Here is a 14,653-nt window from a genome sequence, read left to right on the forward strand (position 1 = left end):
AATACCGGCGCCCGGCCGACGCGGCGTACGCAGCCTAGCAGGCCTCGGCGCCCGCGGGGACGTACGCGAAAGGTCGCACGCCCCCGCTCGCCGACTCATTGCGCCGCCTTTTTCAGTTCGGCCTCGACCTCCTGGAACAGGTCCTGGCCGACCCGGTCGATCACGCTCTGGATCGCCGGCTGCGCCTTTTCGCGCAGCTGCGCGGTGACTTCGGGGCTCAGCTCGTTGACCTGCATGCCCTGCTCCTTCAGCGCCGCCAGCGCCCTGGCCGCTTCCGCGCGGGTGTCCTCGCGCTCGGCGTCGCGGGCCTTCTTCGCGGCCGCCATGAGGATGTCCCGCTCGGCCTCGGACAGCGAATCCCACCAGCGCTTGGAAGCGGTCACGATCCACGGGCTGTACACGTGGTTGGTCACCGTCAGGTACTTCTGCACCTCGTAGAACTTGGACGACAGCACCGTGTTGTAGGGGTTTTCCTGGCCGTCGACGGCCTTGGTCTCCAGCGCCGTGAACAGCTCGGAAAACGGCAGCGGCACGGCGTTGGCGCCGAGCAGCTTGAAGGTCTCGAGGAACACCGGGTTGGGCATCACGCGCAGCTTGATGCCGCTGAAGTCATCGACCTTCTCGATCGGTCGCACGTTGTTGGTCATGTTGCGAAAGCCGTTCTCCCAGTACACCAGGCCGACCAGCCCCTTCTCTTCCAGCTTGTCCATGATCTTGCGGCCGACCTCGCTGTCGAGCACGGCGTCGGCCTGCTGCTCGCTGTCGAACAGGAAGGGCGTGTCCCACACCGCCATTTCCTCGGTGATGCCGACCAGGGTCGCGGTGGAGCCGACCATCATTTCCTGCGCGCCGCCGATCAGTGCGTTCTGCATCTGGTCGTCCGAGCCGAGGCTGGCGGCGCCGAAAGTGCGCACCTTCAGCTTGCCGCCCGAGGCCTTGGCCACCTCGTCGGCGAACAGCTTGGCCGCCCTGCCCTGGTTGCTGTCTTCGTTGAGGCCGTAGCCGAAGCGGATCATCCGCGAACGGATCTCGTCGGATTGCGCATTGGCCGCCATCGCGCCGGTGAGCGTCGCGACGGCGAGGGTGGCGAGGAGCAGACGTTTCATGTGGCGATACCTTTTGTTGTTGTAGGGAGCTTCACCGAAGCGAAGCGGTTTGGCCCGGATCAGCGCAGCCAGGCCAGCGGCACCGTGACGATCGCCGGGAACAGGATCAGCAGCGCGACCACCACCAGGTACATCAGGAAGAACGGCATCACGCCGCGCACCAGCACCTCCATGCGCAGCTTGCCGATGCCGCCGACCACGTTGAGCACCGTGCCCACCGGCGGGGTGATCAGCCCGATGGAGCCGATGAGCACGAACATCACGCCGAAATACACCGGGTCGACCCCCGCCTTCATCGCGATCGGCGCCAGCACCGGGCCGAGGATGAGGATGGTCGGGGTCAGGTCGAGCACCATGCCGACGGCGATCATCAGCAGCATGATGCCGGCTACCAGCAGGCGCGGATGGTCGGCCAGCGGCCCGAGCATCGCGGCGATCTCGCCGGGCAGCTGCGCCAGGGTGATCATGTAGCCGGACACCGTGGCCGCGGCGCAGAGGAACATCACCGAGGCGGTGGTGCGGCTGGCGCGGGTGGCCACCTCGATCAGCGCGCCCCAGTCGAGCTCGCGGTAGAGCAGCGTGGACACCAGGAAGGCGTAGACGGCGGCCACCACTGCGGCCTCGGTCGGGGTGAAGATGCCACCGCGCAGGCCGCCGACGATGATCACCGGCAGCATCAGCGCGGCCACGCCGTCGGCCAGCGCACGGCGACGCTCGGCCTTGCTCGCCTTGGCCTGCGGCGGCTCCTGCATGCCGCGCGAGATCAGCGTCCAGGCGATCACCAGGCCGGCGCCCATGATCAGCCCCGGCACCAGGCCGGCGAGGAACAGCTGGCTGATGGAGGTGTTGGTCACCACCCCGTAGATCACGAAGGGCATCGACGGCGGGATGATCGGCGCGATGATGCCGCCGGCCGCCACCAGTCCCGACGAGGCGCTGAGCGGATAGCCGCGCTCGCGCATCATCGGCAGCAGCAGCGTCGCCAGCGCCGCGGTGTCGGCCAGCGCCGAGCCGGACATGCTGGCCAGCAGCACCGCGGCGGCGATCGCCACGTAGCCCAGGCCGCCGCGCAGGTGGCCGAAATAGGCCTGGGCCATGGCGATGATGCGCCGCGAGATACCGCCGGCGTTCATCAGCTCGCCGGCGAGGATGAAGAACGGCACCGCCAGCAGCGGGAAGCTGTCGGCGCCGGCCTTGAGGTTCTGTGCCAGCAGCTGGACGTCCCAGAAGTCCAGGTACCACATCAGCACCGTGCCGGTGAGGATCAGCGCGAAGGCGATGGGCATGCCGAAGGCCATGAATCCCAGCAGCGAAGAGAGAAAGACGACGACGGTCATTCGCGTTGCTCCGTGGGCGTTGCCCCTGTCGTTGTTCTGGTGCCGTCAGTCGGCGGTGATGTTGGCCGCGGCGCGCGCAGCGGGCGGTTGCGCGCGCCACAGCGATACCAGCTGGACCAGCGCCAGCACGCCCAGGGCGACCATGCCGAGCAGCACCGGCACCATCGCCAGCACCACCGGATAGGCCAGCACCGGGCTCTTGTTGCCCCAGCCGTAGGCGACCTGCTGCCAGCCGCCCCAGGCACAGAGCGCGCAGGCCACGCAGACCAGCAGCCAGCTCAGCGAGTCGACCAGCTTGCGCAGGGCACCGCGCAGGCCGTCGCGCAGCATGGTGAAGCTCATCAATTCGCCGCGGCGCAGGCTCGAGGCGACGCCGACGAACACCAGCCAGACGAACGCCAGGCGCGACAGCTCCTCGGCGCCGGCCCAGCCGGCGTTGAACAGGTAGCGGCCGACCACGTTGCCGAACACGGCGATCACCATCACCGCCATCAGCAGCGCCATCAGGCCGTCGGTGAGGCGGTCGAACAGGCGTGCGAGCGGCCCGGTGTAGATCGGCGGGTTGCCCAGCGACGGCGCCTGCTCCGAGGCGTTCTCGTCCTCGGCGGCCGGGCCTGCGCCGGCGGCGTGGCGCACCCGCGCCTGGACGCCGGCCCCCGGGGTCTGCGTCAGCATCCAGTCACAGATGGTTCGCACCACCTCGTCCGTGGGCCGGGTGGCATCCACCGACAGCACGCCGGGCTCGCCTTCGGGCGGCTCCAGGGTGGCGAACTGGCTGTCTACCAGCGAGGTGGGCATGAAGTGCCCGGCGCGGCCCCCGACCCGCTGCAGCGCGGTCTCGTAGTCCACCACCAGATGGGCGAAGCGCAGCTCCGGCACGGCGCGCCGCAGCCGCTCGCGGTAGCTGCGCCTGAGTGCCGAACAGGCCAGCACGAAGCCTTCGCCGTCCTGTTGCGCGCGGCGGATCTCTTCGATCAGGCGGTCGAGCCACTGGATGCGGTCCTGGTCGCTCAGGGGAATGCCGGCGCGCATGCGTTCGACGTTTTCGGCGGGATGGAAATGGTCGGCTTCGATGTGGCGATAACCCAGGCAACGGGCGGCGCCGAGGCTGGTGTCGGTCTTGCCGCAGCCGCTGACGCCCATGACCACCAGCGCGCGTGACGGAGGCAGGGCGAGAGATCGCGAGGAATTCGGCGTGGACATGGTCGCTCCAGGCAGCATCGAGGTACTGCGTTTTATGCTTGTGCGATTGATGGTAGCGCTATCATGCAAGGAGTCAACCCGAGCGCCCGGTCGGATGCCGATTGCGCCGGGTGCGTCACGCGCCGGGGGAAGTGTCCGCCGCACGCCGCGGCGAGCCTATCGGCCCGCGGCGCAGGCGCTTGAGCCGCTGGCTGAGCAAAGGCAGGCGCAGCAGCATCAGGGCCGCGCCGAGGCTGAAGTAGAGCAGCCACAGGCCGATGTCCGAACGCACCACCCAGAGCATGTGCAGCAGCGCGAGGCCGAGCACGCCGTAGACGATGCGGTGCAGCTTCTTCCAGCCGCGCCCGAGGCGGCGCATGCTCCAGCGGTTGGAGGTGATGGCCATCGTCAGCAGCCCGAGCCAGGCGAGCGCGCCGACGATGATGTAGGGCCGCTCGACCAGCTCCCTGCCGAGCTGGGACGCGTCCAGCCCGAGGATGAACATCAGGTAGGCCATCAGGTGCAGGCAGGCGTAGCTGAAGCACCACAGTCCCAGCTGGCGGCGCACCTGCGCCCAGCCGCTCCAGCGCGTGGCCCATTGCAGCGGCGACAACGCCAGCGTCAGCAACAGCAGCACCAGCGCGCCCTGCCCCAGGCGGTCGACCAGCACCTTGCCCGGGTCGGGGCCGAGCGCGAAGATCCAGGCCTGGTAGAGCCAGTACAGCGGCACCGCCAGGGCCGCCAGGAACACCGCACCACGCCAGACAGGATGCTTCATCAGTAGTACCGGCGCAGGTCCATGCCCTGGTACAGGCTCGCCACTTCGTCGGCGTAGCCGTTGAACATCAGCGTGTCGCGCACGTTGGTGCTGAACAGGTTGGTCGGCAGCCGCCGCTCCCTGGCCTGCGACCAGCGCGGGTGGTCGACCTGCGGGTTGACGTTGGCGTAGAAGCCGTACTCCTGCGGCGCCAGGTCCTGCCAGGTGGTGTAGGGCTGCTGCTCCACCAGGCTGATGCGCACGATCGACTTGATGCTCTTGAAGCCGTACTTCCAGGGCACCACCAGCCGCAGCGGCGCGCCGTTCTGCGGCTCCAGCACCCGGCCGTACATGCCGACGGCCATCAGCGTCAGCGGATGCATCGCCTCGTCCATGCGCAGGCCCTCGCGGTACGGCCAGTCGATCAGGCTGAAGCGCGAACGCAGCGCCGGCATCGCCTCCGGCAACTGGGCGGTCTGGAAGGCGACGTACTTCGCGCCCGCCGTGGGCTCGGCGCGTTCGATGAGTTTCCCCAGCGGAAAGCCGAGCCAGGGAATGACCATCGACCAGGCCTCGACGCAGCGCAGGCGGTAGATGCGCTCCTCCAGGCGGTGCGGCTGCACCAGATCCTCGAGGCTGTAGGTGCCCGGCTTTGCCACGGCACCCTCGATGACGACGGACCAGGGCTCGGTCGGCATGGCCGAGGCATGGTCGGCCGGATCGCCCTTGTCAGGGCCGAATTCATAGAAGTTGTTGTAGTGGGTCGCGTCCTGGAACGGCGTGATGGCCTCGCCGCGGACGTCCACCGCCTTCCACTGCGCCTGCGGCAGCTTGTCGGTGAACCAGGCCGGCTGGTCGTCCGGAGCCGGGACATCGTAGGGCGACGCCGCGTCCCGGGCCCGTGCCAGGCCGGGCAGTGCGCTGCCGGCGACGCCAGCCGCGGCCGCGGCCATGAAGCGGCGGCGCGACAGGTAGACCGGCTCGGGCGTGATCTCGGACGGGAGGCAGCGTGAAGCGTTGGGCAATCGGATCAGCATGGCGCGCCTCGGCAATGGCTGTTGGGCTGGCGGGAGACACTGCGTGTGGAACGAAATCGTACGCCCTTCCCTCCCGGAAGGCAGCACGCAGCCCCCGGCGTGCAGTGAGTCGTGCGGTCCGACGAACGCCGCGGCCGATTATTCCCGACCGGCACCTGTCTTCCGGAGTCGATTCGGCGAGCCTGCCGTAGTACCATCCGCGGCCCTGTTCACCTGTTCCCCCGAACGGCATGGTCACCTTCGACACCCACTGGCTGCCTACGCCCCCATAGCGCTCCACCCCCTCCTCCCGCGCCGGCCTGCCTCGCCGGCGCGTTGCCGTGCGCCCGCACGGCGCTCGGTAATGCCCCAACGAAGAACGACTGCCGCTCTGCCGGCAGTCCCTGACTGGACCCGACAATGCTCCGCAGTCTCAAGCAGAACTGGTTTTCCAACGTCCGTGGCGACGTGCTGTCCGGCCTGGTGGTCGCCCTCGCGCTGATCCCCGAGGCCATCGCCTTCTCCATCATCGCCGGCGTCGATCCGCAGGTGGGGCTCTATGCGTCCTTCTGCATCGCGGTAGTGACCGCTTTCCTCGGGGGCCGCCCGGGGATGATTTCCGCGGCGACCGGCGCCATGGCGCTGCTGATGGTGACCCTGGTACGCGAGCACGGCCTGCAATACCTGCTGGTCGCCACGCTGCTGTGCGGCCTGCTGCAGATCGGCGCCGGTTACCTGCGGCTGGGTTCGCTGATGCGCTTCGTCTCGCGCTCGGTGGTGACCGGCTTCGTCAACGCCCTGGCGATCCTCATCTTCATGGCCCAGCTGCCGGAGCTCACCGGCGTGACCTGGCACGTCTACGCGATGACCGCCGCGGGCCTGGGCATCATCTACCTGTTCCCCCACGTCCCGGTGGTCGGCCGGCTGATCCCCTCGCCGCTGGTATGCATCCTCTCGCTCACCGCCGTGGCGATCTACCTGGGGCTGGACATCCGCACCGTCGGCGACATGGGCCAACTGCCCGACACCCTGCCGGTCTTCCTCTGGCCGGACGTGCCGCTGACCTTCGAGACGCTGGCGATCGTCTTCCCCTACTCCGCCGCGCTGGCGGTGGTCGGCCTGCTGGAGTCGATGATGACCGCCACCATCGTCGACGACCTGACCGACACGCCCAGCGACAAGAACCGCGAGTGCAAGGGCCAGGGCGTGGCCAACATCGCCGCCGGGCTGTTCGGCGGCATGGCCGGCTGCGCGATGATCGGGCAGTCGGTGATCAACATCAAATCCGGCGGCCGCACGCGCCTGTCGACGCTGATCGCTGGCGTGGTGCTGATGATCCTGGTGGTGTTCCTCAGCGACTGGGTGCGGCAGATCCCGATGGCCGCACTGGTCGCGGTGATGATCATGGTGTCGATCGGCACCTTCAGCTGGGAGTCGGTACGCAATCTGCGCCGGCATCCGCTGTCCACCAATATCGTGATGATCGCCACCGTCGCCGTGGTGGTGGCCACGCACAACCTGGCCTACGGCGTGCTGGTCGGCGTCCTGCTGGCGGCGCTGTTCTTCGCCAACAAGGTCGGGCACTACCTGGACATCCGCTCGCAGCTGGACGAACGCGGCGAACACCGAACCTACCACGTGGTCGGTCAAGTGTTCTTCGCCTCGGCGGACAAGTTCACCCGCGCCTTCGACCTCAAGGAGGGCCTCAGAACCGTGACCATCGACCTCGGCCGCGCGCACTTCTGGGACATCACCTCGGTCGCCGCGCTGGACAAGGTGGTGATCCGCTTCCGCCGCGAAGGCAGCGACGTCGAGGTGCTCGGGCTCAACGAAGCGAGCGCCACCATCGTCGATCGCTTCGGCACGCACGACAAACCGGACGCCATCGACCGGCTCATGGGGCACTGACGGGGGCATCGCTTGAATCACATCATGGCCTGCATCGACGGCTCGGCCTCTTCGCCCGCCGTCTGCGACGCCGCTGCCTGGGCGAGCCGCCGCCTGTCCGCGCCGCTGACCTTCCTGCATGTGCTCGATCACCGGCATTACCCGGTGACCGGCGACCTCAGCGGCGCCATCGGCCTGGGCAGCCGCGAGTACCTGCTCGAGCAGTTGGCGGCGCTGGACGAGCAGCGCAACCGGCTGGCGCTCGAAGAGGGCCGGCTGATGCTCGCCTGCGCACGCGAACGCGCGCAGGCCGCCGGTATCGCCTGGCCCGAGACCCGCCAGCGCCACGGCGGCCTGGCCGACACGTTGCAGGAGCTGGAAGCCGACACCCGCCTGTTCGTGATCGGCCAGCGGGGCGAAGGCAGCGCCGCCGGCCAGGTCGGCAGCCAGCTGGAAAGCGTCGTGCGCCTGGTGCACCGGCCGGTCCTCGTCACCCCGACGGACTTCGCCCCGCCGCGCAACCTGATGCTCGCCTTCGACGGCAGCCCGACCGCGCGCAAGGCGGTCGAGACGTTAGCCGCTTCGCCGCTGCTGCAGGAATTGCCGATGCACCTGGTGATGATTGGGGCGGACCGCCAGGGGGCCCAGGCGCAGCTCGCCTGGGCCCGGCAGACGCTGGAGCGGGTTGGCTACGTCGTGCACACCGCCCTGCGCGCCGGCGAAGTCGAACCGGCGCTGCATGCCTATCAGCGCGAGCACGACATCGACCTGCTGGCCATGGGCGCCTACGGTCATTCGCGGATTCGGCGGTTCCTGGTGGGCAGCACCACGACGCACATGCTTCGCACCAGCTCGACGCCGCTGCTGCTGTTGCGTTGAGCAAAGCGGTCCCAGGCAGAGCCTGCTCCTACAGAAGGCGTCATGCGCGCTGCCACGGTGGGCACCGAGTCACCCGGAGCCGTGCCTTTCCCTTCTCCCTCCGGGAGAGATGGCCCGCAGGGCCGGATGAGGGCCGACTCGGGCGAGCCTTCGGTTGGGGCGGGCTTTGCCTGCCCGTCGCCGCGAGGGTGCACCTCCCACAGCGGTCGCAGGCAGAGCCTGCTCCTACAAAGGGCGGCGTGCCGGTTTCGTTCGCGGTCGAGACCGCCCACAGGGCACCGAAGTGGCCCGCAGGGCCGGGTGAGGGAGAGGTGCACGGGCTTCAGTCCAACCGCTCGCGCATCTCTTCGGTGATCGTCTGTTTCACTTCGTACAGCTCCGCCCAGGGGTCGTCGTCGCCCTGCTCTTCCAGCCGCTCGATGAGGTTGCGGATGTTCCACAGGTTGGCGCCCTTGAGGTCCTGCAGTTCGTCCGGGTGGATCGGCACCGACACGCCCAGGCCCTCGCGGGCGCGTACCGAGTAGGCGGCCACGGTGCTGGCGCCCTTGCCGTTGCGCAGGTAGTCGATGAAGATCCGGCCGACGCGGTTCTTCGGTCCGGCGACGGCCGAGAAGTGCTGCGGCAGCAGCCTGGCCATGTAGCGCGCGATCGCCTGGCTGAAGCCCTTGACCTCGTCCCAGCCCTCGCCCGGCACGATCGGCACGATGATGTGCATACCCTTGCCGCCGCTGGTCTTGAGAAAGCCGCGCAGGCCGATCTCCTGCAGCAGCGTCAGGGTCAGCTGGGTGGCCTCGACCATGCGTTTCCACGGCAGCGCCGGATCGGGGTCGAGGTCGAGCACGAAGCGGTCCGGATGGTCGAGGTCCGGGGCCACCGCGTTCCAGGTGTGCAGTTCGATGGTGCCCATCTGCGCCGCGCCGACCAGGGCTTCGGGCGTGTCGATGGACAGCAGCGCCGCGTGTTCCGGGTACAGGCTCGGGTCGAGCTGGGTGATGTGCGGGATGCTCAGCTTCTCGGTGTGCTTCTGGAAGAACAGCTCGCCGTCGATGCCGTCCGGCGCGCGCACCAGGGCCAGCGGGCGCTGGCGCAGGTGCGGCAGGGCCCAGGGCGCGACCTCGGCGTAGTAGCGCGCCAGCTCCATCTTGGTCGCGCCGATAGTCTTGTCGACGATGCGCTCGGGATTTGAAATCTTGATCTTGCCGGGCGCGCCACCCGCCTTCGCTCCGCCCTTCTCGCCGGGCTTCGCGCCCGGCGCCGGCGCGGCACGTTCATGGGTGATGGCCTGCGGCGGCTTGTCCGAGCGCAGCCCATGGAACACCGAGTGCCGCACGACGCCCTGGCGGGTCATCTCGCCGTAGGCGACTTCGCACATCAGTTCCGGCTCGAGCCAGTGCGCGCCGCGCGCTTCGGCGCCAGTGGGCGGGTTGACCACCGCCGGGTCGCGGCGCTCCAGGGGCTCGAGCCTGGCATGCAGGCTCTTGAGCGTGACCTGGTTGAAACCGGCGCCGACCTTGCCGGCGTAGCGCAACCGCCCCTGGTCGTCGTGCAGACCGAGCAGCAGCGCGCCGAAGCCGGTGCGGGCGCCTTTGGGATCGGTGTAACCGACGATGATGAACTCCTGCCGGTTCTTGCACTTGATCTTCACCCAGCTGTTGCTGCGACGCGACACGTAGCCGCTGCCGGCGCGCTTGCCGATCAGCCCCTCCAGCTTCATCTGGCAGGCGCTGTCGAGCACCGCATCCGGCTCCTCGCCGAAGTCGGCGGAGAAACGCAGCAGCTCGCTCTCGTTCTTCTCCAGCACCGCTGCCAGGGCGGCCCGGCGCTGTTCCAGCGGCACCGCGGCGAGGTCCATGCCGTTGAGATAGGGCATGTCGAACAGGTAGTAGACGATGCGCCCGCTGCGGCCGACGTCGAAGGCGTTCTGCAGCGCCTGGAAATCGGGTGTGCCCTCCTCGTTCAGCACCACCACCTCGCCGTCCAGCCAGGCCGACTCCAGCGCCAGGCCGGCGAGCGCCTCGGCCTGGTCCGGCATCTTCGCCGTCCAGTCGTGGCCGTTGCGGGTGAACAGCTGCACGCGCCCGGACTCGATGCGCGCCATGATCCGGTAGCCGTCGAACTTGATCTCGTAGCGCCAGTCGCCATCCGGCACCGATTCGACCAGCGTCGCCAACTGCGGCCTGTACTGCTCCGGCAGCGGCGCCGGCCTGGCGCCCTCGAGCGTCAGCGCCGGCGCCTGCTGGCGCGACCGCCGACGCGCCGGCTTCTTCAGCTCCGCCGGCTGCTCGGGGGCGCCACGCTTGCGCGGGATCAACGTGCGGTCGCTGAGCACGCTGTCGGGCTGCGCCTCGACGATGTCGTACTCGTTTCCCGGGCGTGCGGCCTCGTCGTTGGACTTGATCAGGAACCACTGTTCCTTGCCGCCGCTGTCGTTCTTCGTGCGCACCAGATTCCAGCTGCCGGACAGCTTCTCGCCCTCGAGCGTGAACTTGAGCTTGCCCTTGCGGTAGCCCTCGTGCGGGTCGCCCTCCGGAATCCACACGCCACGGTCCCAGACGATCACCTCGCCGGCGCCGTAATGGCCCTTGGGAATGCTGCCCTCGAAGGTGGCGTATTCCAGCGGATGGTCCTCCACGTGCACGGCCAGCCGCCGCGCCTTCGGATCCAGGCTGGGCCCCTTGGGCACCGCCCAGCTCTTCAGGGCGCCGTCGAGTTCGAGGCGGAAGTCGTAATGCAGGCGCGTGGCGTCGTGCTTCTGGATGCAGTACTGCAGCGCCTGCTCGGTCCGTGCCCGGCGGCGGCTACGCGCCTGGCCGGCGGGCTCCGGCGTGGCGGCGAAATCCCGTTTGCGGTTGTATTCGTCCAGTGCCATGGCCGCGCTCCTGTGGGTGGAAGCCTGTCGGGGCACCGGCCGCGGGTACGCGCCGCGGCCGGGCGCTTTCACTCCAGCTTGCCGGCGTCGGTGCCTTCGTCGAGGGTGCCGCCCGGCGAGGAATGCCGGGTGGACTCGTCGTGCTGGCCGTCGTCACGCGGCTGGGTGCGCACCTTGCGGCCGTCCTCGGTGACGACTTCGCCGCGCTCGTTGGTCTCGGTTTCCAGTTCCTGGGTCGGCGCCGGCGTGCCCATGGGGCTGGGCCGCGAGCCGCGTTCGTCTTCCGGGGTGCCGGCCGGCCACTGGGCCAGCGTCGGCAGGCTGAACAGGCTGGCGGCTACGGCGATCGCTATCGGTCTGATCATGTCGTGTCTCCTGCGAGCGGGACGCGCCCGCGAACGTTCACCAGGTTCGGCAAACGCGCGCGACGCGAGTTGCAGGAAACCCGACCGCCGGGCTACGTGGCTTTCGGATGGATGGTCGCGGCCGCAGGGGCCGTGGCTCCTCGCGTGGGCCGGCACGGGCAAAAAATCCGGCGCCGGCCGGTAGACATCTGATTCCCGCCTGCTAGGGTTGTGATGACCTTCACAAAAGCCGGCCGTCATCCACGGCAACGCGAGGCGGGTGCGGGCCCGGTTACCTCCAGCCTCAAGGAGGATTCATGAACACGCGTCTTTCCCTGTTGAAGATCGAAGCGATCCTGCGCGATCACCTGCAGCCGTACCGCTGCGAGTGCCGCACCGAGCCGAACAGCACCCTGAGCGTTCGCGTCTACGAGGAGCAGGCCGGCGGGGAAGAACTCACCGTCATGGGCATCACCAACGACCAGTGCCGCGACGCGGCCAATCTGGTCCGCCTGGCCCAGGAGTTGCGCGTCGAACTCTATGCCACCCGTGGCACCCTGGATTCGGCCGAACCGGCGCTGAACGAGCCGGCGACGACGCGTTCGAGCTGAAGCGGGGATCACCATTGCCTGCGTCCCGAGGTCTGGCGGATCGCCGCCCGGCCCTGGCGCCATTTGACGCGGCAACGCGGCTCACGACGAAATGGCGACAGACCCTAGAGTCCCATCATCCAGCGAATCGCATAGGCCACCGCGGCGACGGTCAGCACGCCGCCGCACCACAGCCCGACGAACCACGCCAGCTGGCGCCAGCGTGGGCTCAATGGTAGCCCTCCCCGAGGTTCACCTTGCCGCGGAAGATCCAGTAGCTGTACAGCGTGTAGGCCAGGATGATCGGCACCAGGATCACCGCGCCGACCAGGGTGAAGGCCTGGCTGCTGGGGTCGGCCGAGGCCTCCCAGAAGTCGATTTCCGGCGGCACGATGTTCGGCCACACGCTGATCGCCAGCCCCGTGTAGGCCAGCACGATGAGCACCAGCGTCAGCACGAACGGCTGCACGTCGCGCTGCTGGAGCAGCGCGCGCAGCAGCGCGATCACCGTGACCACCACCAGGATCGGCACCGGCATGAAGTAGAACAGGTTCGGCAGGCTGAACCAGCGCTCGGCGATGGCCGGGTGCGCCAGCGGCGTCCACAGGCTGACCAGGCCGATGGTGATCAGCAGCACGATGGTCAGCGGGCGCATGAGGGTGAACATGCGCTGCTGCAGCTCGTCCGAGGTCTTCATGATCAGCCAGCCGCAGCCGAGCATGGCGTAGCCGACCACCAGCGCGGCGCCGGTGAACAGCGGGAACGGTGCGAACCAGTCGAAGGCGCCGCCGGCGAACTGCCGCCCTTCCACCTCGATGCCGTTCATGAAGGCGCCCAGCACCACGCCCTGGCTGAAGGTGGCCACCAGCGAGCCGGCGATGAAGGCCAGATCCCACATGTGCCGGGTACGCTTGGCCTTGAAGCGGAACTCGAAGGCCACGCCGCGGAAGATGAGCGCGATCAGCATGATGATCAGCGGCATGTAGAGCGCGGTGAGCACCACCGAATAGGCCAGCGGGAAGGCCGCGAACAGCCCCGCGCCGCCGAGCACCAGCCAGGTCTCGTTGCCGTCCCAGATCGGCGCGACCGTGTTCATCATTACGTCGCGCTTCTCCTCCTCCGGCACGAACGGGAAGAGAATCCCGATGCCGAGGTCGAAGCCGTCCATCACCACGTACATGAAGATGCCGAAGGCGATGATTCCCGCCCAGACGATCGGCAGATCAATCTCCATCGCGCTTGCCCTCCGGACCCTGATGTTCTTCTTCGTCGATCGCCAGTTCGGCGCCGGACAGCGGCCGCATCGGCTGGCGGCTGCGGCCCGGGCCGGCATCCTCGTGGTGCGGGTGCATCGGCGCGAGCTTCGCCGGGCCGCGGCGCATCAGCCGCAGCAGGTAGGTCACGCCCACCCCGAACACCAGCAGGTAGGCGACGAAGAAGATCGCCAGCGAGGTGCCGACCTGCCCCGCGCTGTGGCCCGACACGGCGTCGCTGGTGCGCAGCAGTCCGTAGACCACCCAGGGCTGGCGGCCCACCTCGGTGGTGATCCAGCCGGCCAGCAGCGCGATCACGCCGGCCGGCCCCATGGCCAGGGCGAAACGGTGGAAGCCGCGCGACTCGTACAGCCGCCCGCGCAGCCGCAGGTAGCCGCTGACGAGGCCCGAGAGGATCATCAGCAGCCCCAGGCCGACCATGATGCGGAAGCTCCAGAAGACGATCAGCGAGTTGGGCCGGTCCTCCTTCGGCCATTCCTTGAGCCCGCGTATTTCACCGACCCAGTCGTGCGCGAGGATCAGGCTGGCGAGGTTGGGAATGCCGACCGCGTAGCGGGTCGTCTCGGCCTCCATGTCAGGAATGCCGAACAGCAGCAGCGGCACGCCGCGGCTGGTTTCCCAGTGCCCCTCGATGGCGGCGATCTTGGCCGGCTGGTGCTCGAGCGTGTTGATGCCGTGGAAGTCGCCGACCACCGCCTGGATCGGCGCCACCAGCAGCATCATCCACATCGCCATGGAGAACATGGTGCGGGTCGCCGAGTCGCGATCGCCCTTGAGCAGGTGCCAGGCGCCGGCGGCGCCGACGATCAGCGCGGTGGTCAGGTAGGCCGCCAGGGTCATGTGCGCCAGGCGGAACGGGAAGGACGGGTTGAAGATGATCTGCAGCCAGTCGCGCGGCACGAAGATGCCGTCGATCAGCTCGTGTCCCTGGGGGGTGTGCATCCAGCTGTTGGACGACAGGATCCAGAAGGTCGAGATGAGCGTGCCGATGGCCACCATCAGCGTGGCGAAGAAATGCAGCTTGCGGCCGACCCGGTTGAGGCCGAACAGCATGATGCCGAGGAAGCCCGCCTCGAGGAAGAACGCGGTCAGCACCTCGTAGGTCAGCAGCGGCCCCATGACGTTGCCGGCGGCCTGCGACAACCCGGCCCAGTTGGTGCCGAACTGGTAGCTCATCACCACCCCGGAGACCACGCCCATGGCGAAGGTCACCGCGAAGATCTGCAGCCAGAAGCGGTAGAGCTGCAGGTACACCGGCTTGTCGGTCTTCAGCCAGAGCGCCTCGAGCACCGCCAGGTAACTCGCCAGGCCGATGCTGATGCCGGGGAAGATGATGTGGAAAGAGATGGTGAAGGCGAACTGCAGCCTCGCCAGCTCCAACGCGTCCAGGCCGAACATGGGCTACCTCTTGG

13 protein-coding genes are annotated in these 14,653 nt (G+C 68.5%); 3 read left to right on the forward strand and 10 right to left on the reverse strand.

Annotated elements, in window-relative coordinates; translation table 11 throughout:
* Window positions 1–95: 95 nt before the first annotated feature.
* From H610_RS0100525 to msrP, 5 genes are all read right to left on the reverse strand, one after another.
* Window positions 96–1,106: a TRAP transporter substrate-binding protein gene (locus H610_RS0100525; protein ID WP_028237905.1), complete on the reverse strand. Its 1,011-nt coding sequence runs from the start codon at window positions 1,104–1,106 to the stop codon at window positions 96–98.
* A 59-nt stretch (window positions 1,107–1,165) separates the two neighbouring features.
* Entirely contained in the window at window positions 1,166–2,443 is a 1,278-nt protein-coding gene (locus tag H610_RS0100530) for a TRAP transporter large permease (protein ID WP_028237906.1), read from the reverse strand.
* 45 nt (window positions 2,444–2,488) lie between these two features.
* A complete protein-coding gene (locus H610_RS0100535; protein WP_043237275.1) occupies window positions 2,489–3,646 on the reverse strand; it encodes a gluconokinase, GntK/IdnK-type in 1,158 nt (385 codons plus the stop codon).
* 115 nt (window positions 3,647–3,761) lie between these two features.
* Window positions 3,762–4,403: a protein-methionine-sulfoxide reductase heme-binding subunit MsrQ gene (msrQ, locus tag H610_RS0100540; protein WP_028237908.1), complete on the reverse strand. Its 642-nt coding sequence runs from the start codon at window positions 4,401–4,403 to the stop codon at window positions 3,762–3,764.
* Window positions 4,403–5,419 (reverse strand): protein-methionine-sulfoxide reductase catalytic subunit MsrP, encoded by a 1,017-nt coding sequence (gene msrP, locus H610_RS0100545; RefSeq protein WP_028237909.1) that lies wholly within the window; start codon window positions 5,417–5,419, stop codon window positions 4,403–4,405. Before msrP ends, msrQ begins: the two co-directional genes overlap by 1 nt.
* Window positions 5,420–5,818: 399 nt before the next feature.
* On the opposite strand from msrP, the gene H610_RS0100550 reads away from it, so the two are divergent.
* Together H610_RS0100550 and H610_RS0100555 are read left to right on the forward strand one after the other, a co-directional pair.
* The gene (locus tag H610_RS0100550) at window positions 5,819–7,306 is read left to right on the forward strand and encodes a SulP family inorganic anion transporter (protein WP_028237910.1); all 1,488 of its coding nucleotides are present in this window, start codon (window positions 5,819–5,821) and stop codon (window positions 7,304–7,306) included.
* 12 nt (window positions 7,307–7,318) lie between these two features.
* Window positions 7,319–8,164: a universal stress protein gene (locus H610_RS0100555; protein WP_028237911.1), complete on the forward strand. Its 846-nt coding sequence runs from the start codon at window positions 7,319–7,321 to the stop codon at window positions 8,162–8,164.
* A gap of 322 nt (window positions 8,165–8,486) precedes the next feature.
* Here H610_RS0100555 and ligD read toward each other — a convergent pair whose 3' ends face one another.
* On the reverse strand, window positions 8,487–11,033 hold the full coding sequence (gene ligD / locus H610_RS0100560; protein WP_028237912.1) for a DNA ligase D: 2,547 nt from the start codon (window positions 11,031–11,033) through the stop codon (window positions 8,487–8,489).
* A gap of 68 nt (window positions 11,034–11,101) precedes the next feature.
* Window positions 11,102–11,398: a hypothetical protein gene (locus tag H610_RS0100565; protein ID WP_028237913.1), complete on the reverse strand. Its 297-nt coding sequence runs from the start codon at window positions 11,396–11,398 to the stop codon at window positions 11,102–11,104.
* Between the two features lie 296 nt (window positions 11,399–11,694).
* On the opposite strand from H610_RS0100565, the gene H610_RS0100570 reads away from it, so the two are divergent.
* Window positions 11,695–11,988: a DUF1652 domain-containing protein gene (locus H610_RS0100570; protein ID WP_028237914.1), complete on the forward strand. Its 294-nt coding sequence runs from the start codon at window positions 11,695–11,697 to the stop codon at window positions 11,986–11,988.
* Between the two features lie 104 nt (window positions 11,989–12,092).
* On the opposite strand, the gene H610_RS25285 is transcribed toward H610_RS0100570, so the two are convergent.
* The 3 genes from H610_RS25285 to H610_RS0100585 are packed head-to-tail and all read right to left on the reverse strand — an operon-like array spanning window position 12,093 to window position 14,639.
* A complete protein-coding gene (locus tag H610_RS25285) occupies window positions 12,093–12,200 on the reverse strand; it encodes a DUF2474 family protein (protein ID WP_152529022.1) in 108 nt (35 codons plus the stop codon).
* Window positions 12,197–13,201: a cytochrome d ubiquinol oxidase subunit II gene (gene cydB / locus H610_RS0100580; protein WP_028237915.1), complete on the reverse strand. Its 1,005-nt coding sequence runs from the start codon at window positions 13,199–13,201 to the stop codon at window positions 12,197–12,199. The genes H610_RS25285 and cydB overlap by 4 nt, the downstream gene beginning before the upstream one ends.
* Entirely contained in the window at window positions 13,191–14,639 is a 1,449-nt protein-coding gene (locus tag H610_RS0100585) for a cytochrome ubiquinol oxidase subunit I (protein ID WP_028237916.1), read from the reverse strand. Before H610_RS0100585 ends, cydB begins: the two co-directional genes overlap by 11 nt.
* Window positions 14,640–14,653 lie beyond the last annotated feature (14 nt).

The organism is Stutzerimonas azotifigens DSM 17556, assembly GCF_000425625.1.
GTDB classification, from domain to species: Bacteria; Pseudomonadota; Gammaproteobacteria; order Pseudomonadales; family Pseudomonadaceae; genus Stutzerimonas; species Stutzerimonas azotifigens.

Bases quoted from the DNA above. Each gene is read 5' to 3' on its own strand.
- H610_RS0100525 (WP_028237905.1), bottom strand. From the start codon at position 1,106: ATGAAACGTCTGCTCCTCGCCACCCTCGCCGTCGCGACGCTCACCGGC.
- msrP (WP_028237909.1), bottom strand. From the start codon at position 5,419: ATGCTGATCCGATTGCCCAACGCTTCACGCTGCCTCCCGTCCGAGATC.
- H610_RS0100585 (WP_028237916.1), bottom strand. From the start codon at position 14,639: ATGTTCGGCCTGGACGCGTTGGAGCTGGCGAGGCTGCAGTTCGCCTTC.
- cydB (WP_028237915.1), bottom strand. From the start codon at position 13,201: ATGGAGATTGATCTGCCGATCGTCTGGGCGGGAATCATCGCCTTCGGC.
- H610_RS0100550 (WP_028237910.1), top strand. From the start codon at position 5,819: ATGCTCCGCAGTCTCAAGCAGAACTGGTTTTCCAACGTCCGTGGCGAC.
- msrQ (WP_028237908.1), bottom strand. From the start codon at position 4,403: ATGAAGCATCCTGTCTGGCGTGGTGCGGTGTTCCTGGCGGCCCTGGCG.
- ligD (WP_028237912.1), bottom strand. From the start codon at position 11,033: ATGGCACTGGACGAATACAACCGCAAACGGGATTTCGCCGCCACGCCG.
- H610_RS0100570 (WP_028237914.1), top strand. From the start codon at position 11,695: ATGAACACGCGTCTTTCCCTGTTGAAGATCGAAGCGATCCTGCGCGAT.
- H610_RS0100535 (WP_043237275.1), bottom strand. From the start codon at position 3,646: ATGTCCACGCCGAATTCCTCGCGATCTCTCGCCCTGCCTCCGTCACGC.
- H610_RS0100530 (WP_028237906.1), bottom strand. From the start codon at position 2,443: ATGACCGTCGTCGTCTTTCTCTCTTCGCTGCTGGGATTCATGGCCTTC.
- H610_RS0100565 (WP_028237913.1), bottom strand. From the start codon at position 11,398: ATGATCAGACCGATAGCGATCGCCGTAGCCGCCAGCCTGTTCAGCCTG.